The sequence below is a fragment of the Flavobacterium geliluteum genome (genome assembly GCF_017948595.1).
Taxonomy (GTDB): Bacteria; Bacteroidota; Bacteroidia; order Flavobacteriales; family Flavobacteriaceae; genus Flavobacterium; species Flavobacterium flavipigmentatum.
In genome coordinates this window covers 321,001-345,616 of the sequence record NZ_JAGFBV010000001.1, presented here as the reverse complement: position 1 = coordinate 345,616, position 24,616 = coordinate 321,001, and the positions used below count along the sequence as shown (strand labels likewise).

The 24,616-nt window shown below is 35.4% G+C and carries 15 protein-coding genes; 4 read left to right on the top strand and 11 right to left on the bottom strand.

Going from position 1 to position 24,616, the window contains the following annotated elements; all coding sequences use genetic code 11:
• Nucleotides 1-4 precede the first annotated feature (4 nt).
• Together J3495_RS01430 and J3495_RS01425 are read right to left on the bottom strand one after the other, a co-directional pair.
• Nucleotides 5-7,150 carry an HYR-like domain-containing protein gene (locus tag J3495_RS01430; protein WP_210664776.1) on the bottom strand — a complete coding sequence of 2,382 codons (7,146 nt, stop codon included), beginning with the start codon at nucleotides 7,148-7,150 and terminating at the stop codon, nucleotides 5-7.
• 396 nt (nucleotides 7,151-7,546) lie between these two features.
• Nucleotides 7,547-7,852, bottom strand: a complete 306-nt coding sequence (locus J3495_RS01425; protein ID WP_210664775.1) for a hypothetical protein — start codon at nucleotides 7,850-7,852, stop codon at nucleotides 7,547-7,549.
• 426 nt (nucleotides 7,853-8,278) lie between these two features.
• Here J3495_RS01425 and J3495_RS01420 point away from each other — a divergent pair, with 426 nt between their 5' ends.
• Both J3495_RS01420 and J3495_RS01415 read left to right on the top strand, forming a co-directional pair.
• A complete protein-coding gene (locus J3495_RS01420) occupies nucleotides 8,279-8,767 on the top strand; it encodes a DUF1761 domain-containing protein (RefSeq protein WP_210664774.1) in 489 nt (162 codons plus the stop codon).
• A gap of 123 nt (nucleotides 8,768-8,890) precedes the next feature.
• A complete protein-coding gene (locus tag J3495_RS01415) occupies nucleotides 8,891-10,036 on the top strand; it encodes a peptidogalycan biosysnthesis protein (protein WP_210664773.1) in 1,146 nt (381 codons plus the stop codon).
• 8 nt (nucleotides 10,037-10,044) lie between these two features.
• Here the strand turns inward: J3495_RS01415 and J3495_RS01410 are convergent, their stop codons facing one another.
• The gene (locus J3495_RS01410; protein ID WP_210664772.1) at nucleotides 10,045-10,914 is read right to left on the bottom strand and encodes a diacylglycerol/lipid kinase family protein; all 870 of its coding nucleotides are present in this window, start codon (nucleotides 10,912-10,914) and stop codon (nucleotides 10,045-10,047) included.
• 62 nt (nucleotides 10,915-10,976) lie between these two features.
• Between J3495_RS01410 and J3495_RS01405 the strand changes: the two genes are divergently transcribed.
• Complete coding sequence (locus tag J3495_RS01405; protein ID WP_210664771.1) at nucleotides 10,977-11,939, top strand: App1 family protein; 963 nt, start codon at nucleotides 10,977-10,979, stop codon at nucleotides 11,937-11,939.
• Nucleotides 11,940-12,225: 286 nt separating this feature from the next.
• On the opposite strand, the gene J3495_RS01400 is transcribed toward J3495_RS01405, so the two are convergent.
• A complete protein-coding gene (locus J3495_RS01400) occupies nucleotides 12,226-14,139 on the bottom strand; it encodes an ABC-F family ATP-binding cassette domain-containing protein (RefSeq protein ID WP_210664770.1) in 1,914 nt (637 codons plus the stop codon).
• 107 nt (nucleotides 14,140-14,246) lie between these two features.
• Between J3495_RS01400 and J3495_RS01395 the strand changes: the two genes are divergently transcribed.
• On the top strand, nucleotides 14,247-14,630 hold the full coding sequence (locus J3495_RS01395; RefSeq protein WP_210664769.1) for a DUF983 domain-containing protein: 384 nt from the start codon (nucleotides 14,247-14,249) through the stop codon (nucleotides 14,628-14,630).
• Here the strand turns inward: J3495_RS01395 and J3495_RS01390 are convergent.
• From J3495_RS01390 to topA, 7 genes are all read right to left on the bottom strand, one after another.
• Complete coding sequence (locus J3495_RS01390) at nucleotides 14,611-15,684, bottom strand: NAD(P)/FAD-dependent oxidoreductase (RefSeq protein ID WP_210664768.1); 1,074 nt, start codon at nucleotides 15,682-15,684, stop codon at nucleotides 14,611-14,613. The genes J3495_RS01395 and J3495_RS01390 overlap by 20 nt on opposite strands.
• A gap of 77 nt (nucleotides 15,685-15,761) precedes the next feature.
• Nucleotides 15,762-16,751 carry a type IX secretion system ring subunit PorN/GldN gene (gene porN / locus J3495_RS01385; protein ID WP_210664804.1) on the bottom strand — a complete coding sequence of 330 codons (990 nt, stop codon included), beginning with the start codon at nucleotides 16,749-16,751 and terminating at the stop codon, nucleotides 15,762-15,764.
• A gap of 44 nt (nucleotides 16,752-16,795) precedes the next feature.
• The gene (porM, locus tag J3495_RS01380; RefSeq protein WP_210664767.1) at nucleotides 16,796-18,337 is read right to left on the bottom strand and encodes a type IX secretion system motor protein PorM/GldM; all 1,542 of its coding nucleotides are present in this window, start codon (nucleotides 18,335-18,337) and stop codon (nucleotides 16,796-16,798) included.
• A 54-nt stretch (nucleotides 18,338-18,391) separates the two neighbouring features.
• The gene (gene porL / locus J3495_RS01375) at nucleotides 18,392-19,036 is read right to left on the bottom strand and encodes a type IX secretion system motor protein PorL/GldL (RefSeq protein WP_210664766.1); all 645 of its coding nucleotides are present in this window, start codon (nucleotides 19,034-19,036) and stop codon (nucleotides 18,392-18,394) included.
• A gap of 77 nt (nucleotides 19,037-19,113) precedes the next feature.
• Nucleotides 19,114-20,508, bottom strand: a complete 1,395-nt coding sequence (gene porK / locus J3495_RS01370; protein ID WP_210664765.1) for a T9SS ring complex lipoprotein PorK/GldK — start codon at nucleotides 20,506-20,508, stop codon at nucleotides 19,114-19,116.
• Between the two features lie 258 nt (nucleotides 20,509-20,766).
• Nucleotides 20,767-21,918 carry a formimidoylglutamase gene (locus J3495_RS01365; protein ID WP_210664764.1) on the bottom strand — a complete coding sequence of 384 codons (1,152 nt, stop codon included), beginning with the start codon at nucleotides 21,916-21,918 and terminating at the stop codon, nucleotides 20,767-20,769.
• A gap of 3 nt (nucleotides 21,919-21,921) precedes the next feature.
• Nucleotides 21,922-24,438, bottom strand: coding sequence for a type I DNA topoisomerase (topA, locus tag J3495_RS01360; RefSeq protein ID WP_210664763.1), 2,517 nt, complete (start codon nucleotides 24,436-24,438; stop codon nucleotides 21,922-21,924).
• Nucleotides 24,439-24,616 lie beyond the last annotated feature (178 nt).

The following is a 24,616-nucleotide window of genomic DNA, read 5'->3' as shown; positions in this document are numbered from 1 at the left end:
AATTTTATCGGGTTAAGTACAAATAGCCAGATTTCTCTTGTGTTGCGCCGTTATTTACATCTTTATATTTTATGATATAAAAATAGGTTCCGGCAGGTAATCCGCTAGACTGACTTATCGTAGCCCGACCTTCGGAGATTCCTTTAAATACTCGATCTACATTATTATAACGGTCTCTTTCAAATACCAAAACTCCCCAACGATTATAAATTTCTACCGTATTATCAGGATAACATTCAAGACCACCAATGTAAAAAGCATCGTTTAGACCATCTTCATTAGGCGAAATTGCATTAGAAACTTTGATTACACATTTTGTAATATCCAGTACTGTGGGTTTGTCTTCTGAAAGAGAGCTGTCATCTGATATATCCGTGACCATTGTATTAAAAGGAGTTGTTCCCTTGACAGTCGCCTGATTTATCACTTTGCCCAGGTTAATATCGGCTTGTGTCAGTTTGTAAATTCCTTTAAATTCAGTCGTATTCGTTTCTGCCACTCCCAAATTAATTGGATCTCCCGTTAGAATTAAACCATCCTTACTATCTGTTACGCTTACATTTGTTAGCGGAACATCACCAAAATTTGTAATTTCAAAAAGATAACTCACCGTTTCTCCTACTTGCGCATAACCATCCTTATTATTATCATCAAAAACTACTTTTTTAATCAATCCAATGGAGCAATTATTTAGTGTAAGCGTTATTGGAGTTCTTACCAAACTGTTACATCCTGAAGCCACATCAACAGTTTCTGCATAATAAGTAACTGATCCAACTGAATTTAATATTGGTGAAGCGACGATACTTCCAGCAACAGCAGAGTCATACCAAACTATTTGTTTTCCAACAGGTACGATAGCTGCAGCAGTTAAGGTTTGTATGTCTTTTAAAGCACACTCTATTTGATCACCTCCACTAATTGGAGCTGTAATCGAATTATTAATCATCACATTTTGATTTGCTGTGATCACGTTTCCGTCACCATCATCAAAAACCCATGTAACCACAGTGGTTCCTTCCTGCCTAATTGGAAAAACAGTTGTAGTAGTTCCTGTTATGGTTCCTGTGCAACCCTTATTAATTATTGGTGCTACTGGAGTTCCGCTACATCCTTCAAGTAATACATCCGCTAAAACGGGTATTGTTGTAGTGCCAGTATTTTTAACAGTTATGGTTTGTATTAGATTGGTAACTAATCCACTGCAGTCTTTTAAGGTATAGGTCCTTTTTATGATGTATGGATCATTAATTCCGCCAGATCCGCCATTATTTGAATCTGAAACCGTTACCGTAACACCTCCATTACAATTATCAGCTACATCTGTAATCAAATTTACATCTGCTGTAGGGATTTCAGCAATACATTGTACCGCCAGATCCGCAGGAGCTGTTCCTGTTGGAGCTACCGTATCATCAATTGTATACGTGTAAACCCAATTACGAGTATGCCCACTACAATCTGTAAATGTATAGGTATACGTCACTTCGCCTTCGCATGATGGTGTTGCAGAAACAATTGGCATACTTGGGGTTAAAACATTTCCACAATAATCCTTTACCATTGGAACTGTAGGCGCTACGATATCGGAAGCACATTCGACCGTAGCACTTTGATGAGGCGGAAGCACAAAATCTGAGCTCTGGATTGTAAATGTCTGGATGAAATCAACCGTATTTAAAATCATATCCTCATCTGCATCCCTCACCTTGTTATTGTTGGTGTCTGCGTATTCTGTTACCGTGTAAGTTCGGATTACATTTCCGTCACAACCAGGATTGGGCGCATTAGAAGCTGTAATTACAATTACACCACAAGATGAGTTTCCTATCACTCCATCAGCGTTTCCTAAAGCCTCGAATTCAAGTTTAGTTAATGATTTGGCCGCTGGCAGTTGCTCATAACATGAAATAGTTGTTGATGCAAATGTTGGATTAGTAACTTTGAATGTACAGCAAACTGGTACTGTTCCTGAAACCACAACACTATTGCAGGCATTAGCATCTTGAATACTCACATTATAATTAGTTCCAGCGGTAATTGTACTTGAAGTCCAATTGTTTCCTGACCATGTACCTGGCGCACCAGTCCCGGTGACTAGATAAGGTGCCGTACCACTTACTGCCAGATTTAATGTATATCCAGAACCATTTGCATTACAAGAAGAGGCTATGCTCCCAACCTGTTTCAAAGCTGCTTTGGCAACCACTGTTGCGTTATTAGAAACATTTCCTGCTGAATCTCGAGCGTTATATTGTATTGCTGTTGGATTTAATATTGTATTGGATAAGGGTGTAAAGGTTATTTCTCCTGAAGTTTCATTCACACTCCAAGTCCCTTCAGAATCAATGGTCATACTAATACTATCTCCATCACTATCCATAACAATTCCTGTTGCATCCGGAGGTACAACCAAGTTAACTGTAGATGGAATTATACTTTTTCCTGTCGTATCATTCGATACTACATTTAGTGTTGTTGAAATTGCTCCTTGCTCATAACAATATGAATCGTTAGTAGCAATAGGTAACGGATCTGATGTTTTCGAAACCGTTTCACAAATACAATTATTATCTGTAGAAATAACAGCTATTATTTTTCCATGTCCGCAAGCGCTTGCTACAGAAAACGTATAATTCTCTGTTACGGTTGCACCTGTCGCAATTGAATTTGTCATTGTATAAGTAGCCAATAACGATCCGGTTGGATTTCCTGATACATCGGCACAATAAAACCCTATTTTAAGAGGAATATCATTGGTTTGATTGTTTGTACTTGTATTGTTAATGGTAATTGAACCTGAGTAATTGTCTGCATTATAAGTTCCTTTAAAACTTGTAATGGCAAATGTGGGATTCGAAATTGTATATTCATACGAGGCACTTCCCGTTTGTATGGCAATATTAGAACAAACTCCTCCTGGAGATGAACTACAGCCTACATCTGCAACTTTATCAATTGTCTGTAATAATACCCTATAATTAGAACAAGCTACAGAACCAATTTTTTCGATAGCAAATGAATAATTAAATGTATTACCAGAGGTCATTCCGGCAGGGATAGCTAAATCTATATAACTCTGACCAGCTACGTTGATAAAAACACCTTTTAATGTCGCGCAGTGAGACGAAGTATTGCAGACATAAGAGCCGGTGACATATCCATAACCAGGAGGTAAAATAATACGGGCTGAACCTGTTGAACCTGTTGCCATCGATGACACTATTGTGTGTGTTGCATTAAAAACCAAAGGACTGCTACAATTATTAAAGGATCCGGAAGCCAGTGCCAAATTACTCACCACCAAATAATCCGGAACCACTCCAATTGCATTTATTGGTAATGAGGCAGAACCTACCCCATCGTCTGTGTAAGGCACACCGCAGGAACCATTTGCATTAGCAAAAATATTTATGTTTGAACCCGCCACGAAATCACAATTGGTATTTAGTGAAAAACGCATTCCTATCAATCGTAAATTACTATTTCCTCCGTCATTCAATGTGCCCGGTAAACCTTCAGCAGGATAATCCGGATAAGAACTTAAATCTACTGTGGTTCGGGTACCTGCCGTTTTAAAAACAACTGGTTTCCAGTTACCTGAACCAGCCGGATATTCTGCTTGGATAGAACCACTTTCATATGACATTCCAACCGGTAAATCGATAACAAATTTATTATTTACCGTATTTCCTGCACCTGCGGAATTCATCCTATACTCAAATGGTATAGATGTACATAAATTTATTGGTGTCGTAGGTTGCTGGATATTTATAATTTGTATCTCGGCAGTCTGTGGAATAAATGGTAAAGCAATTGTATTGCGATCACAAGTGTACTCGGTCGGGTCTGTTGGAAAAGAAGTACAATTCCAACCTGCATCAACGTTGATCGTTGTGGGAACGCAAGTTGTATAATTAAAGTCTATACGATAATTATTAGTCGCAGCCGTTGCCAAACCTGCCGTACTTAATTTATACCATGTTCCTCCTGAATAATTTATTGGGGTTAAAGCTGTATTAGTAGTCAAATCGACCACCTGAGTAATGGTAACGCCTGACACATTAGGAATTGACATCCAAGTATATGGTGCTGTCGTTGTACCCATGTTAGCTAAACGAACTGTAAAACTTTCTGTTGGTTTTGATACTTGTAATGTCCCCGTTTGATTTGTGAAGGTAACTGCTGGTTTTGTTGCTGTATTATAAGGAACAGTCACCGTAAAAGTTTCCGATTTGGCATCTGGATTTGATGAACTCAAATCTTTATAATGATAATTAAAATCTTGAAATTCTGCTGCAATAGTATAATTTTCTGAAGAAGCTGTTGCACAAGTTGGCGACATATCTGCATAATACGACTGATAGTTGAATGAAGGGCGTAGATCATTTACTACAACTGGAAGTTCATATCGATATTGATTCCCTGTTACAGAAGTTGGTGTTAAATAAGGTGATCCATCCTGAGCATTTCTAAATCCGACCATAGTATAACCAGCAGGAAGTGTTACTGTATAGGCCGTAATAATAAGTCCGGGACGAATTTCATTTTTATAAAAGTTTCCCGAAGGCGCATATTGCCTGTAAATAGTACTTTGAGAAGAAGCAATTCCGCACGCATTTGTAACATTTTGCGAGTAAGGGTTCAAATTAAAGATGGTCCCAACAAGATAAAGTTCCGGAACTCTACTGCCACATGAAATTTCATTATTGTTAGTGTCTAAATTATAGAAATAAATAGCATTTCCAGTTTGCACATCATTACTTGGTAAAGCATTTGTTGAAACCGTATAATGAGCAACTGTTTCGTAGGTATCACCTGCTAATAATCCGCCTTGTGGCAGCGTTGCAGTTAAATTCCATCGTATAGCCTGAATACCGTACAAAGGCAAAACTCCTGTAGTGGTAGTTCCTATAGTTGTAAACACAGAACTTGTTCCTGTAGCAACAGTTACTCCTGCTCTTTTAATGATTACATCGATACTTAAAGGAGTTAGTTTATCTCCATTACCTCCGTACTTATTAATTGCTGTATAAAGAAATAAATTCGTAGCGGCAATACCATTCTGAACACCAGTAGCCGTAATATCAATTTGATCAAGATATAAAGCTTTTGATAGATCGTAGGTAGAAATAGCACTTCTTACCTGATGAGTAGACAATGTATTATCTGTCCATCCTAAAGAATTATCCGCTCGTTCTACTTTTATACTTTTAATATTTGCTCCTCCAACAGTGCATGAATCAGGACAAACAACATTTTTTACAGTGTAGCTATCGCAAAACACAGCGCTATTGCAATTACAGGCCACTGTAGTATCATTAACATATTCAAAATGATACGGTATTATTAATGACGAACCACAAGAGTTATTACAATCGACAATCAAGTCTATATAAACCATTCCGGGCAAAACATCGGGCGAAACGACTGTCACTACATTACCCATTTGCGTTACTGTTGGTGTTAAAAAAGCAGTGCTATTGATGTCTTTCCCATTATTCCATTGTGGGTTACCAGTGCCAGAAACGCGAACTCCCGCTGGCAGTGTGATTTTGTAAACCCATTTCTGATTAGCATTATAATTAATAGGATCCATCGAATACCAATTCACAGAAAATCGCATACGAAAAGGTACTCCGCAATATACATTTGAAGGCGCATAACTATTATCCGCAGTTTGTAAGTTTTCTCCAAAAAAAGTTGATAAAGCACTATCTCTATCTTTTTCGTAGTGCGAATCTCTAATAAAATTACTGGTAACTACTGTACTACCACATATTGTATTATATAAAATTGTACCACAAAAACCGTAGTACAACGAACGGCTAATATTGCATGTTGCATTACAATTCACTAAAGCTGCAATATCAAATGTTATGGAAGCACCAGCTGGTAAATCATCATAAAAACCATCACCGTCAAGATCATCAATACCAACTCCCACTCCATCAGGATCTGAAGTGAATAAATCTTTAAGATTCATACGATAAATACTGGTTCCTGTTCCGCCAGTATGTGGTACACTATTTCCATTGAGTACAGCTGCATTTAAATTTAAGCTTTGAAAATTCATTGCCTGCAATTGGGATCCATCCTCTACACCCTGCCCAATCTCAAAAGCAGCATTATACATTGCTGCAGCGATAGGATTACCGGTTCCAGAATTTTTATAAACAATTTTAAACGAAAACGGCGTACAGTCATTTACATAACCTACTTTAGAAACCGTAAACTGATCGTAATTTGACACGCCCGAAACCATCGTAATACCAACACTGCCTGTTGCCGTTTGACACCAGTCGGCCGCAGCAGAACCGCAACCCCATCCTGTAGCATAATTGGTAACTGCATCACATGTTTTCACAACATACGTTTCTGTAAAAATCAATGTCTCACCAAAACAAAAATCACCGCTAGGCAATTCAGTTGCATTTATTTTATAAAAAGAGGTTGTACCGATAGTAGACACTGGCGTTATTGCAACACCTCCCAGAGTTAAACTTGTTTGTTTTATTCCGCCGGAAGGATAATCAATAGTAAAATTTACTTCTTTTGTACACCCGTTACCACCATTCGTAATTGTAAAAGATCTGGAATAAGTTTGACCTATAACAGCATTAATTTGTGTTGCAGGTTGCGTAAAACTAAATACAGGATAGAAAACCTGATAAGCAGGGGAAGTACCTATACTCGGTGTCTCGCCCGCAATTGTAGCAGTCACTACATCTTTAAATATAGTTCCTGATAATGCAGTTGTTCTTGCAGCACAAGTTGCTTTTTTTTCTATGGTAAAAACAATATAATCTCCCGTAGTCAATGCATTTGGTCCTACAATAAATTTTGGCGCATTTGCTGTACCTCCATTTTCTGCAATAGTCAGTCCTAAACTTCCATCGCTTTTCAAAATACTGCCCGAGACATATTCAATACCTACTGGCAACTGAAGGGTCACATTAGCACCAGTAGTAGCTGTAGTTGCAACATCAAGTCGAACTTGTAGTAAGGAAGATGAATTACAAACTGTTAAATTTTGTGGATTCTGTGTGGGTGCAACTGAATGATTGGGAAAACTAATCAGGAAAGATTGCGCGTTAACATTTACACATCCTAAAAAAGATAGTATAAGTAAAGTAATTTTGACTTTCATATTGTGTTGCTTTTGACTTTAATTTTAGACCTATATAATTCTATTAGTTTTAACCTAATAGAATTGATAATCGTAAGATGAAATCAGAGGATTTTTTATATACTCAGATTAATAATCAAATCAATTAAAAAATCTTAATTAGAAAAAAAATATCCTACAAAAGTAATTTCATCGAAATCAAAAAAGTGTAGGACGCACAAGCGTTCTACGTAGAACTATTTCTACATAAAAACAAAATAAAGAGGAGTGTTTTTTTTTAAGCTATTCGCAGATCATCCAGAATAGAAAATATGGTTGTCAAATATTTCAGAAAGTAAGCAATGAAGATCCATAAATCATAAAAAAGAAAGGCTACCCGAGATCGAGTAGCCTTTCTTTTTCTATAAAAACAGTAATTTACGCCATAAACAATGCGTATTTATTGTAGTTGAATAAAACCTGATCATACGGAACTAATTTTGGCGCCACTTTTTCTGACGAAGCATCAAATTTGATTCCGTTGTATTTACTAAATAAGTAGATTTCCTTTAAGCAATTGGACAAACTCTGATGAATTGACGTCGAAAATGTTGGTAATTGCTTGTCGCCTATTAACAAGTCTATTTGATAATTTGAACTGCTTTTGGAAAGATTATTCCCAATGATTCTTATCGTAAATTTTGTCGGTTTGCCATGTTGCTCGCCTTGATACTGTACTACCATACTATTGTTATTAAAAATATTAATACATTAAATTTTAAAATCTCTACTTCTATTTTCGATAAATTCTACCTTAAAGTTATTAAAAAAAAGCAAACTGTTAAAATAGAGAACGTAAAATTATATTATTTTTTAATATCTAATGCAAACGGCCTTACTTTAAAAAATAAAAAAACTCAATTAATCAAGTGATTTTGCAGACTTTCTTCTAACATTTGATGAATTGCTTTGGCTAAAAATAATATGTATTACTTCACATTATCAATTTTGAATAATGCTTTAAGATTCATTTTCTAAACTAAAAAATATAATTGGTGAGACATATACAGTAAGTGTTTTTTTTTGTAACCTTTTTACTATTTAATAAAACACACAATTACAACGCTTTTTTTATTAAATTTGAATAACTAATTATAAAAACCTGATTTTATGGAAATTAACTTTATTGCACTGTTCCTAGCTGCTATTGTAACACTAGTAGTAGGATTTATTTGGTATCATCCAAAAGTTTTTGGAACGATCTGGATGAGAGAAAACAATTTTACCGAGGAAGATCTTAAAAAAGGAAACATGCTCAAGATTTTTGGGCTTACGTATCTTTTTTCCTTAATGATTGCGATGACGATTATTTCATTGGCTGTTCATCAATCTGGAGCTATCGGAATGATTGGCGGCCCAATGATGGTTGAGGGTGCCAAACCTTCTTTTTCAGCTTTTATGGCAGATTACGGAATGGCTTTTCGTACCTTTAAACATGGCGCTCTTCACGGATGCATGGCGGGTCTGTTTCTTGCACTTCCAATTGTTGGAATAAATGGTTTGTTTGAAAGAAAATCATGGAAATATATTCTCATCCATGCCGGATTCTGGATAGTGTGCCTAACGCTAATGGGAGGAATTATTTGTGCTTTAGTATAAAAATAAAACAGTAGAAATCCGTTTGAGAACAATGCTCAAACGGATTTTTCTTAATAATAACTTAAATCAAATGAGTTCTTGCAAATATTATCTAATTTTGAAGAAATTAGCATACATAACCTCTTGAGCACAACTTACTCTTTTAACATATACAATAGCGCTGCATTACTCCCTCTGGATTGGAATTTACTGGCTTCAGGGAATATTTTTATGACTCGGGAATACCTGGAAGTCCTTGAAAAATCGGCTCCTGTAAACATGACTTGCCATTTTATTGGTATTTTCGAAAACGAAAATCTTATCGGAATTGCCTTGGCGCAATTTTTATTTTCAGAAAAATTACAATCTTTTGGAGAACGTGATAAATGCCTCAAAACTTCTGTGCGTAATTTTGCTTTCAAGAACTTTGCTTCACATGTTTTGTTCGTTGGCAACAATATGTTAACTGGCCAAAATGCTTTTTCTATAGCCGAAACCGCCAATAAACCACAAGCCGTAAAAGTGCTTCATAAGGCTATTCATTTCTTAAAAAAAGACTTTAAATCTCAAGGTAAAAAAGTACATATTACCAGTATCAAGGATTTCTCTGCTGCTGAAATTGATTTGCTAAAAGATGAATTTAAAAATAATTACATCTTCTCGACTCAGCCCAATATGATTTTTGAAATTAATGAAAATTGGAATACAGAGCAGGATTATATAGAGGCGTTATCAAAAAAATACCGTGACCAATACAAACGAGCCCGCAAAAAATCGGATGGAGTAGAAAAACGAAAAATGTCGTTGGAGGAAATAATTGAGCATGAAAACACTATTTATGATTTGTATTTTCATGTTGCCAAAAATGCTCCGTTTAACACTTTTTTTCTAGCCAAAAATCATTTTAGAACTTTTAAAGAAATACTAAAAGACAAGTTCTTATTTTATGGTTATTTTATTGAAGAAAAGTTAATAGGTTTTAATACGCTCATCAAGAACGGAAACGATATGGACACCTATTTTTTAGGTTATGACGAAAGCATTCAGCGCGAAAAAATGCTGTACCTCAATATGTTATACGACATGATCGCCTATTCTATCAACCAAGGTTTTAGAACTATTGTCTTTGCCAGAACAGCATTAGAAATAAAAAGTTCTGTGGGTGCAAAACCTGTCAAAATGTACGGTTTAATTACCCACAGCAACCCTTTTATTAATAAAAAGATGGGCAAAATATTCGATTATCTTGAACCTAAAATAGAATGGCAGGAACGAAATCCTTTTAAATAATTTGTTTGTTAAGGAACTGCAATTTTCATCTGTTTGTGCAAAATATTGATTTCCAAATCGGTTTGTGCGCCACAATATTCGCCATCAATTTGAAAATTGACCGGATTATCTGTTTTTATGGTGGCCTGTTTTGTCGAGATAATTACAATATCATCAGAGTCGATTGGCATATTTCCTGTTATGATTTTTCCCAGCAAAAGCAAATCCAGACTTTTTAAAATAACCAACTCAAATTGTCCATCATTCATTGCGCCATTCGGATTGATAATAACGCCTGTACCATATTTTTGAGAATTGGCAATAACAATCATTCTGGCAGTATGCTCTACTGTTTCGTTATTCGCAACGATCGTTGCCTGAAAAGGTTCTGCAGCATCTTTAAGCGTTGTATAGGCCTGCAAAGCATAACCCCAAAATCCGCGCAGATTGCTTTCTTCATAATTTTTAACCAGATCGGCATTGAGTCCAAGATCACTCAAATGAATACTTTTTTTGCCGTTGATACAAATCATATCTATTTCGATATAATGATGTAGAAAAGCAATTTTTAAGTTCTCTTCAATCGTAACAGGCAGATTCAGGTCTACAGACAATCCATTGGCAGAACCTGCGGGCAAAACACCAATAATTACATCGTGTTCTTCCATGGCTTCAGCCACCATTTTTATGGTTCCGTCACCGCCAGCCACTACAATTCGTGAAGGTTGATATTGATCATAAAGTGCTTTTATTTCTTCTAAATCCTGCTCTCCCGTAGTCTCATACACTATCAGGTTGAAATTGTGCGTTACAGCGAATTCGTTTACCGATTCGATCAATTCGGATTTATCCAGATCACCGGAAATAGGATTTACTACAAAAATGATATTCTTTTTCAAAATTTTATGTTTAAAACCGATTAAAATAATTAATTTACAATCTCTATAAAAGTACGTAATTAATGAAACCAATTTTACAATTATATCGCGGTTATGCTAATGGACAAGAATTAATTGTAATGGGACATGTTTTTAAAACCGATTACAGCTATGATTTTCAGAAGAAAAATTTTAAAAATGCTACTTCGGTCATCAATCAATTTAGGATAAAAACGATTAAAAACTTTGATCTTTATCTGCATTATGACGGGCAAGAGATTCATACTAAAACCTTAGATGATGGTCATTTTAAATTTTGCATCCCGATTGAAAATGAGTCTCAGTTTGGATGGAATGAATATGAAGTGAGTATGAAATATGAAGAGGAAACAATTAGCTCGACTGGAAGTTTTATCAGGCCTCACAAAGGAAATCTGGGGATTATCTCTGACATAGACGATACTTTTTTGATTTCGCACACCCATAATTTTTTTAAAAAAATCTACATTCTTTTGTTTAAAAATGTGAATGACAGAAAGGTTTTTAAAGATGTTGTCCCCTATTATCAAGCGTTGAGCTCTGCCGGAAGAAACAATCAAGATGAACAAAATGCCTTTTTTTATATTTCGAGCAGCGAATGGAATTTGTATCGGTTTATTGTAGAGTTTACCAAGATTCATCAGTTGCCGAGAGCTGTTATTTTGTTGAAAGATATTAAGCGAGGCATCACCGATTTTTTTATGAGCGGAAGAGGCAATCACGATCATAAATTTGAAAAAATTAAGCATGTTTTAGAATTTTACCCCAATCTTAAATATATTTTGTTGGGAGATGACTCGCAACATGATCCGATGTTGTATGAGCGAACTTGCAAAATTTTTCCCTTGACCGTAAAAGCAGTTTATATTAGGCAAACTGGCAAATACCAGAAGGAAGCTATTAAAGTTATTATGAGAAATCTGGAAAGCCTAAACATTTCAGTTTGCTATTTTAAAGAAAGTAGTGAAGCGATTATGCACTCAAAATCGATTGGAATTATTAAATAATTTTTTTTGTGAAAGGTTTTTTTGTGAAAGGTAAAATGTTGTTTGTGAAAGGTTATCTGTGAAAGGTTCTAAAAAACGAAACTTAGAACTTGGAACCTGAAACTTGAAACTAAAAAAACTCGCACACGCCTTTCCTAGCCCAGATTGAAAAGGAAAGCCCGGAGCAAAAAAACCTGTATTTCTTGTTGTAAAAAAGCGACTGAAAGAAGCTCTTTTTGCGACATTAGAAATACAGGTTTTTTTGTGAGGACTTGAAATGAAAAGCTGGAAATAGCTCCTGAAAATATTATGCGTTGAGATTATCTATTTCTTCCTGAACGATTTCCCAGTCGAGAAGCAATTGATCCAGATCTCCTTTCTTTTTGTTGTATGCCTTAAAAAATGAGGCATCCTCGATATGTTTGTTGTAATTAGAAGTTAACATTTTATCGTCGTGCTGAATGTCTTTTTCTAATTGTTTGATTTGACTTTCGATTTTACTCAATCGGTTTTGCAACGACTTTCCTTTTTTCTGATCTTCGTAGGAAGTTTTGTTGCTTTCTTTGGGACCCGTTGCTTTTGCGACGTCTTTTTTCTCTACTTCACGCATGTTCTCGAGGTTGCGTTGTTCTAAGAAATAGTTGATATCGCCCAAATATTCTTTGATTTTCTGATCTTTAAATTCGTAAACGATATTCGACATCCCTTGAAGAAAATCCCTGTCGTGAGAAACCAACAATAGGGTTCCTCCAAATTTTTGCAATGCGGCCTTTAAAACGTTCTTAGATTTGATATCTAAGTGGTTGGTAGGCTCATCCATCAGTAAAACATTTATGGGTTGTAAAAGCAGCTTACATAGTGCCAAACGATTGCGCTCGCCTCCCGAAAGTACCTTTACTTTTTTCTCTACGTCGTCTCCGCGGAACAAAAATGATCCTAACATGTCGCGAACTTTCGAGCGATTCGTGTCCATTGCAGCATCTTCCATGGTTTGCAACAAAGTAATTTCGCCATCAAGATATTCTGCCTGATTTTGCGCAAAGTAACCTAACTGTACATTATGCCCCAGTTTGATGCTTCCCTGATATTCAAATTCGTCAACAATTGCTTTGATAAAAGTTGATTTTCCCTGACCATTTTGCCCGACAAAAGCAATTTTACTCCCGCGCTCTACCAATAAATTGATGTCTTTCAGGATGGTTTTGTCGCCATAGGCTTTGGTTACATTTTCTGCTTCTACTACTACTCTGCCCGGTTCTTTTGAAACTGGAAAAGAGATATTCATTACCGAATTGTCGTCTTCATCGACTTCAATTCGCTCGACTTTATCTAATTTTTTAATCAGGGATTGTGCCATTGAAGCTTTTGAAGCTTTGGCACGGAATTTCTCGATCAGTTTTTCTGTTTCCTCAATTTTCTTAGCCTGATTTTTTTGAGTGGCCAATTGTTTTTCGCGAATTTCATGACGCAATTCCAAATATTGAGAATATGGTTTGTTGAAATCGTACGCTTTTCCTAACGAAATTTCGATGGTACGATTGGTCACATTATCCAAAAACATCTTATCGTGCGAAACAATCACCACAACACCAGGATAATTGCGAAGAAAACCTTCTAACCAGATGATACTCTCGATATCTAAGTGGTTGGTCGGCTCATCCAGCAACAACACATCATTGGACTGCAATAATAATTTTGCCAACTCGATACGCATTCTCCATCCTCCCGAAAAAGTCTCGGTTTGGTTATTAAAAACCTCTCTTTTAAAACCTAATCCTAAAAGGATTTTCTCTGTATCACCCACATAATTGTATCCTCCTAAAAGCTCAAAACGATGCGTGTAATCAGACAAATCTTCTATAATCTGGCTGTACTCCTCACTTTCATAATCGGTTCTGGTTACCAACTGATGATTGATTTGTTCTAATTTTTTCTCAACAACCTTAATATCAGTAAACGCTTCGTACGCCTCTTCTAAAACAGTTCTTCCTTGTTCAAAATCAATATCCTGACGAAGGAAACCCATTCGAACTTCTTTTTCGGTGGCTATTTGTCCTGAATCTGGTTTGAAATCACCCGCCAAAATTTTTAGCATGGTTGACTTTCCTGCCCCATTTTTACCAACAAGTCCAACTCGATCACCAGCACCTAAACGAAAAGTTACTTCTTCGAACAAATAAGAACCTCCAAAAGAAACCGATAAATTATGTATATTAAGCATTATAATTATTTTTTTACGTTTAAAGTTTCAGGCTTAGATACCTTAAACAGAGAATGAAAATCGTAAATTTGCTTTATCGAAATAACGATAAATTAAATTTTTTGCAAATGTTAAAAAAAGGATCCAAACTAAATAGTATTTTAACAGGAAGTTGTCCAAAATGTCAAAATGAGAGCATGTATTCGGACAAAAACCCCCTTCATTTGACTAAGGTTCTCAAAATGAATGATAATTGTAGCCATTGTGGCTTTAAATATCAAATTGAACCTTCCTTTTTTTATGGAGCAATGTATGTAAGTTACGGATTGAATGTTGCTGTAGGCGTTGCCGCTTTTATTGTATCTTTTGTATTCTTTGGCGCTAGTATCGGATACGCATTTGTGACCATAATTGCAACCTTGGTTGTTTTATTACCTTTTATTTTACGATTATCCAGAAACATCTATATCAATATGTTTGTTTCTTACGATCCTAAAGCGGGTCATAAATAACATTCTTCTTGTATTTTTTATGAAATCTCCTGATATCAATTTCAGGGTCTAAAGAAACATTATTTTCAATACTTTCAAACAAAGCTTTTGCCATAGCAGGCCCGAGCATTACCCCACGCGTTCCTAATCCGTTAAGGATGTGAAGTGATTGATGATCGTGATGTGTACCAATGAGAGGTCTCCTGTCTTTTACTGTTGGACGGACTCCTGCAAAATGTTTTACGATCTCAAAATCACACATTAAAATTTCTTTGATACGATCTATAAGTTCCTGCTTTCCTTCTTCGGTAGGTACATCTGTTTTATCTTTCCAATTGTAGGTTGCGCCCACTTTAAATAAGTCATTCCCTAAAGGCAGAATAAAAACACTAGTATTAACGATAACATCTAATTTTAATTCCGGTGCTTTGATAACAAAAAGTTCTCCTTTTGTACCGTCAAGAGGTAAATAATTAAAAAAAGGATTCTTATGCAATCCAAAACCTTCGGCAAAAATGATATGGCGTGCCGTGATATTTTTGTATTGAATTCCCATATCTAACAATTCAATACAACTACTGTCAAAAAAATCCTGCAAAAACAAATTATTAAGCAGTAAGTATTGTTTATAGCTATCTAATAGCAAAGCTGTATCTACATATCCTGTATGCAAAACTTCTCCGTAATCATGCGGAGAATCAATGCCTTGAAATTTTTTGGAAATTAATTTTGTTGCTAAAAAAGGAGCTAAATTTACTTTATCAGAAGCGGCAAACCAGTTATTTTGCTCTTCGATAGAAAAAAACTTTCTTAGGATAGGAAGTTTAAAATTGAACTTTTTGTTTAATTTCTTTTCGATATGATGATAAAAATCGTTCATTATTACCAATTGTTCCTCTGCTTTCCAAACTTCGCTAAAACGCTTTAAAATAACAGGATTATACAACCCACCAGCAATTCTAGAAGAATTCTGAGACTCATCATCTAAGACTAAAATGGTTTTATTGTTTTTGAGAGCCACTTCAGCAAAAGAAATTCCGGCTAAACCAGACCCGATAATAAGATAATCAATCATTTGTGTAAATAGGTAAAAATAAAAAACTCTTACTACAAAGGTAGTAAGAGTTTTTGTTATTATGTGTTATGAGCAACTTAGTAGTTCCACATATCTTGTTCGAAATTACGAATCTTCTCTTTTACTCTTTCAGATTCTAACAACTGATTTTGTGCATTGTCTTTCATGTACTCTTTAATCTCACGATCACCATACAAGTTTTCTTCTTTGTAAACAATTGCATTAAAACGTCTAGAATTTAATATCTGATCGAATGAAATTGGTAGTGCTGAATTACTGTCGTTAAAAGCTTTTGCTTCGTGTAAAGCCTCTCTCGCATTTGGAAAGAAAACCCAAAACAACTCGATATAATCCTTTTCGTCACTATTCATTGTATAAACGTCAGGTGTAACAGGACAAATTCCAAGCAAACGATACTTCAATTCACTTTGACGTTTGTCAAAATACCAGTATCCTTTAATTTTGTACTGACTAACATCCTGAGCAGTAAGATCCTGTTTCAAAATGTACTCAGAAGGAACTGTTCTTGTAGCAGCTACAGTTTCATCAACATAAGTAACAACTTTCTTTTTACCAGTACCTGTAACTACTTTTTTCTTCACAACATGTGTTTTGTAGTCATCCGGATATTGATTAATTAGTTCTCTACCAGCATCTGTTGTATCAACACGAGATAATGAACCCTCGATGTCTTTCATAGATTTTTTAGTATTGAAATAACTATCAGTGTATACTTCAGTTATTTTTCCCTTTTTAAGGGCTTTCGTCAAAACGTCATAAAGAGAACGTCTGTCAGAACCAATATTAGCTGTATCTATTGGGAAATATAATGGGAAATTGATTTTTTCATTCAAATCAATGATTTCCCAAGTTGTTTTCCCCATTAAGATATCTCTATCATCTACATAACCGTAAGCCAATGGTCGATCATTGTCTGATATAAGTTGTGCAGGAGTCTTAAGTCCTATCTGAGCAGGTGTTTTTGCATTTAGCAAATTAGATTGCGCATTAGACGCAAAACCTCCAGCGATAGAAACAATAGCTATTAAAAAATTTCTTACTTTCATCATGATATCATTATAAGATATTGAACGTAGTTTTACCTACTTTATTATTGTATTTCGTAAATTACCGGAGCAGTTCTTGGTAATAAATAACTCCCAGCTCCAACAAGTTTAGTTTTGATTTCAGAAATAGTAACTTGATCTCCTCTACCTGCTTTTGAAAGTACTGATTTACATTGTGCATTCAATCTGTTACCATTAACAACAACTGTAGGCTGTCCAGCAATTTTCAAATTAAATCCAACAACATCTAAACCAACTTCAAAATCAAAATCAAGTAATTTAGCACCAATAGTAGCAATCTCTAAGTTTGATTTAGGTCCTTTTACAACACCCATTTCTCCTCTGATTGTTCCAGTTGGACCAGGAATACCTTTAATTCTGAACGTTTTCTTATCCGTAACTTTATCTCCATTTGGCAAAGTTCCTGTTACAGAAATTGTAGTTTCTGTACCTGAACCCGGACTCATGTTATATTTTCCTGGTTTACCAGCAGAATTTAAACCTGGAGCACTTGCAACGATCTTATTAGCATCAACTCCCGCAAAAGATACAGAGATAGGGTTAACAACACCTCTATACACCACATTCATTTTGTCTGCAGAAATTGTAGCAGAGTTTGGTCTTGGAACTACAACATACTTACCAGCAAATTTAAGTGGAATATTTTTTCCATCTTCTAAAAACGTAAATTGACCATTAATGTCTTGTTCTCCAACTCCTCCAGCAGTCAAAGAGATAACAGCTTGTCCGTTAACAATTTGTCCTGGTCCTTGAAATGAAGTAGGTTTTGTATTTTCGTCATAACGACCCAAAACCACTTTACCTGTAACTTTTTCTCCTTGAAAATAAGCGTTTTTATCCAAAACTACAATTGCCTGATAATTGCTATAAGATGCAGCAGCAACAGCCGCTTTACCTAATGCACTATTGTAAACATCTGTTTCAGCTTTTTTAACATCATTTTGCCAAGTTGAAAGTTTTGCAGCCGAAGCAATTGCAGGGAAACCTTTAAAGTGGTAATCTAAGTATTTTTGTTTTACACCTTCTTTGTTTTTTACATCAGAAACATCAAATTTCTTTTCAATCTCTGCTATAATGTTAGCATATTTTTTGTCTGTTCCTAAAGCAGCTTTCATGTCTGCTTTGTATTTCTGAATTGCAGCAATAATATCGTTACCTTTTTTAGTGTAACCGTCTCCTGTAAACCAGTCGTCGATATTATCACCTCTATCCATTGCCTCATAAGGTAATTTTCCAGTCTCTTTTTCAACTTCAAATCCTTTGATAGATTGAGCTTTTAAAGTACCGATATAATCATAAAATCCTTTTGAGATAGCTTCTACTTTATGAGCAGTTTGTGAAGCAATAATAAATTCTCCTTTTGCTTCAGCAGCTTTTTGATCTAAAGATGTCAATAATGAAGTGTTTGTTGCAATTGAAGAAGTATTAGCATCTTCAAATTTTTCGTTCATCAAACCAAAAGCAGAAATCACTTCTTTCGATACGTTCATTGCTAACATCGCGATGAAAACCAGATACATCAGGTTAATCATCTTCTGTCTAGGGGTTAATTTTCCTCCTGCCATTTTATTTTGTAATTAGTTCTTATTAATAAATTTACTATAATAGTTAAAAACTAATTATCCTTTGTTACTCATTGCAGAAAGCATTCCACCATAAACACTGTTTAAAGAAGCAATGTTTGCAGTCATTGATTGCATTTGTTCTTTCAATTTAGCAGCATTATCAGCGATTTCACTGTTTGCCTGTGCGTTTCTTGAAGCACTTTCTAATTGAACTTTGTATAAACTGTTTAATGATTCCATTTGTGCAGCAGCCATAGACATTTCTTCAGCATATTTCTTTTGTCCTGCAATAGAATCTACTGTTGGAGAAATTGCTTTTGCAGCTCCTTCAAAGTTTTTGATGCTGTTTCCTAAGCTTGACATCAATTCTCCGTCAATTTTAGCTTCTTTCAACATTGCATCCAATTTTTGAGATAATAATCCCTGAGCATCTCCAGTTTCAACTTTGTCTTCTTTTTTTCTAGCCTGTCCGTTTGCTAATTCTGGGTACACAAGTGTCCAGTCTAGCTCCTCGTCTACTGGTTCAAAAGCAGAAAGAGCAAAAATTAACGCCTCCGTTAACAATCCCACTGAAAGCATAACTGTACCTGTCAAAGGTCCTAGTTCGAAGTGAGTAATTTTGAATAATGCTCCAACAATTACAACTGCTGCTCCCATACCATAAGCGAAATTCATTGCTTTTTTACTTAATAATGCCATAATAATAACTTTTTTTTAGGTTTAATAGATTCTTTTGATTTGGTGGTATTTACGATTTAATTTAGACTTTTATTGTATTATTTTTTAGATCCTGTAACTTGAGTACCCATGTAATCTTGTACTGTTCTAAAACCAATGTAACTTCTTGCAGAATCTGCATATTCATGGTCACGAGTACTTACCTGTAGGAAGTAAGCAACATCTTTCCAAGAACCTCCACGAACCACTTTACGTTGGTTGTTTCCGTCGATAACATTAGGATTCATTGTAGACACATATTCGTAAGCATTAGGATTGTAAGCAGAATCAGTCCATTCAGCCACATTTCCAGCCATATTATATAAGTTGTATCCGTTTGGATCGTATGATTTTGCCTCTACTGTATATAACGCTTCATCAGCAGCGTAATCTCCTCTGCTTGGCTTAAAGTTAGCCAAGAAACAACCTCTGTCACTTTTAGTATAAGGTCCTCCCCAAGGGTAAGTAGCAGACTCAAGACCTCCTCTAGCAGCATACTCCCATTCTGCTTCAGTTGGTAATCTGAAAGCATTTACAAGGTCACGCCCTTTTTTCTTAGATTTGATATAAGAATTTTTATTTAATGTTCTCCAAGCGCAAAATGCTTTAGCTTGCTTCCATGTAACTCCCACTACTGGATAATCACCGTAAGCTTTGTGCCAAAAATAATCATTGTGCATTGGCTCATTATAGGAATAAGCAAAATCTTTAATCCAAACTGTAGTATCAGGATAAATTGGCACTTGCTCAGTCTTTACAAAGTCTTTTCTTTTTCCAACTTTAGCTTTTGCTGCAGCTTGAATATCCATCCAAGAATAACGGAATTTTAATTTATTTACATCAATTGTTCTTAAACCATTGTATGATTCTTCAATTGGCAAATACATAGAGTCCATTACTTCTGTGTAATATTCATCCGGATACGCTTTTGTATCCTTAATCAATTTTACTTTTTTGTTTAGCTTTCTACCAGCATACGGATCGTCTTTTGTACCAACACTATAATAGTTATCGTACATATACTTATCGTAAGCGGTCATTTTTTCAGGATCAGAATCATTAAATGCATAATCAGAAATACTACCTGCATTTTTTCCTTTTCCATCAGCTGGAGCTTTTTGACCTGTTTCATCAGCCAAAATCGCCAAGCGAACTCTCATTGTAGAATCTTTTACCCATTCTACAAACTGACGGTACTCACTATTAGTGATCTCAGTTTCATCCATATAAAATGAACGAACCGTTACCGTTTTGGTTGGAGCGTCTTCTACGGCAGCTAAATCAGCGTCTGATTTACCCATGATAAAAGATCCACCTGGGACCAATGTCATTCCATAAGGCTTCTCAGGATGCCATTTGCCTCCTGTAACACCAACTAACTCACCTTTATCACCTGATTTACCACAGCCGATAACCAGTGTTAACATTGCCGCAAATGCAATAAACTTCTTCATATAAATTTGGATTATCTATTCATTATTATAAGTTCGTAAACGTATTTATTATTTACCTAAAAAACAACACTGTTCACAAAATTTATTTCACCGTTCAAAAATAATGTTAAATAAAATAAAAAAAAAATATTTTGTCGATAAACTACCTTTAAAAATCGGTGTAAAACGTTAAATTTTATATTTTGTAATACTTTATTTACTAAATTATTTTTTGATTTTTTTGGTCTTCAAAAAAGCAAGATTATACCTATCTTATCTTCATAAAGAATTTTTTCTTTGTGCCTTCCACCACCTTTCTGGCAACTCTTGATTACATGCACTCAGATATTCATCATAAGAACAAGGTAATAACGTGTTTCTTTTCAATTTATTATGACCGTTTGACTCAAAAGGGATCTCAATCCACCATCGGTCTGTCTTGTCACTTTTATAAAATATCAATTCTTCTTCATCTAAAGGAACAATGTACTTTAAATACGTTGCTCGACTACCAAACGGATATTCCTTCGATCGATAATGATATCCTTCGATAAAATACCAAACCATTTGCGAAATAATCACTGTTTCTGCAATAGTACTATTATGATTAAAAATTCCGAAAGCTGAAACTTTATCACTAATTCCTGCATACCTTGCCAAAGAACATATCTCTTTTCCGTTGAAACCATTTGGCTCAAAAGTAATAGAATTTCCTGAATCTGATGACTTTACAGCATTTAAATCGACACTAACCAAATCAGCATCTCTAAAAACTGGTTCTGCCAAGGCTATTTTATTAGATATTTCTCCCAAACGATACGCATCAAAAAACAACTTTTCGATCAAATCTATCTCTTCCTGCGAATTATAATAGGTTTGATAACCTATATTACAGTAATTAAAAAGATTATTAGGCTCGTCTATTATAATTTTTGTCAGGTATGAATTGGCCGAAACTGTCTCATTCTCTTTACCAAAATCAAACCTATTGTCCACCGCAACTAAGTTAACCATTTGCTCCAGATCGTCGTAAGCGCGATACATAGCATACGTTAAATCCTGAGAACCTCCTATAACTATAGGAATCACTTTGTTTTTTATCAAAGTACTGGTTACTTTTTTTAATGCAAAATAAGTGTCTTCAACAGAATCTCCTGCCAAAATATCACCCAAATCGGCAATTGAAGCATCCCAGTTTCCTGGAAACATACTGTAAATTTTTTTACGAAAACCATTCAGATTTACTTCATTTACCATGTTGATGTTCCTGCGATCCTCTAAAACTCCTACTATAGCAATATTTATTTTGCTAATATCTGGAAATTGATCCTGCGTATGAAATACAATTTTGCTACCTAACTCTTGTGAAGAAAGCGAATTGATGAATTTTAAAATCCCATCATCTACTGGTTTTAGAAAATCAAATTCCATTTCTTATTTCTTTTTAGCGACTGGCTTCTTAGCGGGAGCTTTTTTAGTTGCTGCTGCTTTTTTGGCTGGTGTTTTTTTCGCCGGTGTCTTTTCTGCTATCATCTTTTGAACTTGTTCTAACGTCAACTTGGTCGCATCGACATCTTTACTCAATTCAATTTTGATTTTGCCTTTTGTGATAACCGAACGGCCCCAACGCGCTTTTTCCACCAAAATACCTTCGTCTTCCCAATTATGAAGCACTTTATCTATATTTTTTTGCAATTTATCCTCAATCAAATCCTGAACATCTTGCTGGGATAAATTGTCAAAATTGTATTTTTTACTTACGTTAATAAAAATTCCATTCCATTTTATGAAAGGACCAAAACGCCCTACACCTTTCTGAACTGACTCTCCTTTGTAAACAGCAATCGGAGCATCTGCAAGCGCTTTTTCATCAATTAATTCTTTTGCTCTTTCTTCAGAAACCCCTAAAGGATCTTCTCCTCTCGGCAAGGATATAAAAACACTTCCGTGACGTACATAAGGACCATAACGCCCGTTGCTTACTTCTACTTCTTCTCCTTTATATTCACCTAAACTTTTAGGCAATAAAAATAAATTCAGAGCGTCTTCTAAAGTGATGTTACCAATATTTTGATCTGCCATTAAACTGGCAAATTTTTTATCCTCATCGTCTGCTTCTCCAATCTGAGCCATCGGCCCAAATTTTCCTAAACGAACAGAAACTTGTCTTCCTTCTGCATTTTTTCCAAGAATTCTCTCTCCGCTTTCACGCTCAGCATTGGCTTCTACTTCTTTTACATTAGGGTGAAATTTATTGTAGAAATCCTGCATCATAACTGCCCAGTCAATATTTCCTTCGGCAATTTCATCAAAATCCTGCTCTACTTTTGCAGTAAAATTATAATCTAGAATATTTCCAAAATTCTTAACCAGAAAATCTGTCACAATCGTCCCAATATCGGTTGGTACCAATTTACCTTTATCAGAGCCTGTATTTTCTTTCAGCAACTTCTCTCCTACTTTACTGGCTTGCAAAGTAAGTTGTGTATAATTACGTTCCTGCCCTTCAAGAGTTCCTTTTTCGACATAATTTCTGTTGATGATTGTAGAAATAGTAGGTGCATACGTAGACGGACGGCCAATTCCTAATTCCTCCAATTTTTTTACCAAAGAAGCTTCGGTGTAACGAGCTGGCGGTCTTGAATATCTTTCGGTTGCTGTGATATAATTGTTAACGAGTTTTTCGTTTACTTTCATCGCAGGCAACATTCCTTCTTGTTCTTCTTCATCATCATCGTGCCCTTCAAGATACACTTTAAGAAATCCTTCAAAAAGTAAAACCTCACCAGAAGCAGTAAATAATTCGCTGTGATTATTAGCTTCAATTTTTACGTTTGTTCTTTCTAACTGTGCATCACTCATTTGTGAGGCCAAGGTTCTTTTCCAGATCAAATCATACAAACGAGCCTGATCACGATCTATATCAACTGTATGACGCGACATATCTGTTGGACGAATTGCTTCGTGCGCTTCTTGTGCTCCTTTGCTTTTATTGGCAAAAGTTCGAGGTTTTGAAAACTCTTTTCCGTACGATTTTATGATTTCGGCTTCAGCAGCATCCATCGCATCTTTAGAAAGATTGACACTATCGGTTCTCATATAAGTAATAAGTCCCGCTTCGTACAAACGTTGTGCGAGCTGCATCGTAATTCCAACTGGCAAATACAATTTTCTAGCTGCTTCCTGTTGAAGCGTAGAGGTTGTAAAAGGGCCTGTTGGTGATTTTTTGGTTGGTTTGGTTTCTAAATCCGAAACTTTATATTGTGAACCGATGTTTTGTTTTAAAAAATCTTCGGCTTCTTTTTTTGTGTTGAAATTTTTTGGCAATTTTGCTTTGAATGCTTTTCCAGCTTCATTTACAAATTCTGCTACTACAGAATAACTGGCTACTGCATTAAAGTTCTGAATTTCACGCTCGCGCTCTACAATCAAACGAACAGAAACTGATTGCACGCGACCCGCAGACAAACCTCCTTTAATTTTTCTCCACAAAACTGGAGACAATTCGTAACCCACTAAACGGTCTAAAACACGACGCGCTTGTTGTGCATTTACTAAATTATAATCAATTTCTCTCGGATTATCGATTGCTTTAAGAATCGCCGATTTGGTAATTTCATGAAAGACAATTCTTTTTGTTTTTTTTATATCTAATTTTAGTTCTTCCGCAAGATGCCATGAAATAGCTTCTCCCTCGCGGTCCTCATCACTTGCCAACCAAACCATTTCGGCATTTTTGGATAGTGTTTTCAGTTTACTTACCAAAGCTTTTTTATCTGGAGAAACTTCGTATTTAGGTTTAAAACCATTTTCTACATCCACCCCAATTTCCTTTGATGGTAAGTCGGCGATATGCCCATAACTTGATTCAACCTGAAAATCACTTCCTAGAAATTTCTCTATCGTTTTCGCCTTCGCAGGTGATTCCACTATTACTAAATTCTTTGCCATTGCTCTATTTTTCTGCAACAAAAGTATCTATTTTTTTTAAATTTTGGGTTTTTTTAAATTTTAAAAGTCAAGTAATAGTCGATTTACAAGTTTTGAATACTAATAATCTTATTGTTTTAAAAAAAATATTCTAATTAGTTGTTACAAATCCAGTACAAAGCAAAACCCTATTTTCAAA